At 66.8% G+C, this 1206-nt stretch carries 2 protein-coding genes; both read left to right on the top strand.

Annotated elements, in window-relative coordinates; all coding sequences use genetic code 11:
- Positions 1 to 941, top strand: a 941-nt coding sequence (locus F0Q45_RS26070) for a hypothetical protein (protein ID WP_149656598.1), incomplete at its 5' end; no start/stop codon positions are given.
- A gap of 60 nt (positions 942 to 1001) precedes the next feature.
- Positions 1002 to 1206, top strand: a 205-nt coding sequence (locus F0Q45_RS26065) for a glycosyltransferase (RefSeq protein ID WP_149656597.1), incomplete at its 3' end; no start/stop codon positions are given.

The raw sequence follows: 1206 nt of genomic DNA, 5'->3' as shown, positions 1-1206 counted from the left end.
CCGCCGCCATGGCGATCGCAGGCACTTCACCATTGTGGAGTGGGAGGGTTTTCGTCGACGCGCAATGGTTGTCGGTCGGCCTGCTCAGCATGGGGTTGGCCGGATTTTGTCTGCACGCCACGCTGCTGGGCCTGCTGGCCGGCACTAACCGGTGGACTCAGTACGGATCGCTGATGGTGACCGACGCCGTCATCCGGGTAGCGGTGGCCGCGGCCACATTCGTCGTCGGATGGGGCCTGGTCGGCTTTTTGTGGGCCACCGTGGCCGGCTCGGTGGCCTGGCTGATCGTGCTGCTGGGCGCACCGGGTGCGCGGGCTGCCGCACGCCTACTCACGCCGGGAAGCGCCGCGACGTTCCTGCGTGGTGCCGCTCATTCGATCACTGCGGCAGGAGCCAGCGCGATTCTGGTGATGGGGTTTCCGGTGCTGCTGAAACTCACCTCCAACCAGCTGGGGGCCCAAGGAGGCGTCCTCATCCTGTCCGTGACGTTGACCCGGGCGCCGCTGCTGGTGCCGCTGACGGCTATGCAAGGAAACCTTATCGCCCATTTCGTCGACGAAAGCACGCACCGGCTTCGGGCGCTAATTTCGCCGGCGGCGTTCGTCGGCGGCATCGGCGCGCTAGGGGTGCTGGCGGCCGGCGTGCTGGGCCCGTCGTTGTTGCGCGCCTTGTTCGGCCCGCAATACCAGGCCAGCAGTGCGCTGTTGGCCTGGTTGACGGCGGCTGCGGTGGCAATCGCCATGCTCACGCTCACCGGCGCAGCCACGGTGGCGGCCGCATTGCACCGTGCGTATTCGCTGGGCTGGGTCGGCGCTACGGTGGCGTCGAGCTTACTGCTGATGTTGCCGCTGCCGTTGGAGACCCGCACGGTCGTCGGGCTGTTGTGCGGCCCGATGGTGGGAATCGCCGCTCACCTGGCGGCGCTGGCGCGCGTTGGATGATCAGTGCCGGCCAAGCGGGTAGCTTGTGCGCTTAAATGGCCTTAATTATGGACCTTGGATATGGACACTGACACGCATCACTTCGACGCCTGGATCGTCATTCCCGCCTTCAACGAAGCCGCTGTCATCGGCGACGTGATCGCCGATGTGCGGTCGGTCTTCGATCACGTCGTGTGCGTCGACGACGGCAGCACCGACGGCACCGGCGACATCGCCCTGCGGGCTGGCGCCCATCTGGTGCGCCACCCGGTCAACCTGGGCCAGG

Source organism: Mycobacterium simiae (assembly GCF_008370645.1).
In the GTDB taxonomy this organism is placed as follows: Bacteria; Actinomycetota; Actinomycetes; order Mycobacteriales; family Mycobacteriaceae; genus Mycobacterium; species Mycobacterium simiae_A.
The sequence above is the reverse complement of the archived record's forward strand: the minus strand, read 5'-3'. Positions and strand labels throughout refer to the sequence as shown.